This is a genomic window from Cupriavidus sp. 8B (genome assembly GCF_054589115.1).
In genome coordinates this window covers 1-207 of record NZ_BAAILO010000366.1, presented here as the reverse complement: position 1 = coordinate 207, position 207 = coordinate 1, and the positions used below count along the sequence as shown (strand labels likewise).

Sequence of the window (207 nt, the reverse complement as noted above, 5' to 3'; positions counted from 1 at the left end):
TTCCTGCTGATCGCGAGCCAGTGCCGTCTGCAAGGCCGCCAGGGCGGCGCGTTGGGCAGGCAACTCACCCAGGGCTTCCGCCATCGGCTTCATCGCCTGCTGCTTCGCCTGGTAGCTGGTCCGCAGATCCTTCACGAGGATGACCTGCTCGGCCAGCTTGCCCTTGGCGTCACGCGCCTGCGCGAGCAACGGGCAGGTGCTGTGCAT

At 67.1% G+C, this 207-nt stretch carries 1 protein-coding gene; it reads right to left on the bottom strand.

Translation table 11 applies throughout. The features are described 5' to 3' along the window. The coding region (locus ACYP5B_RS34255; protein WP_459572591.1) for a hypothetical protein at window positions 1-189 on the bottom strand (189 nt) is incomplete at its 3' end. Window positions 190-207: the final 18 nt, after the last annotated feature.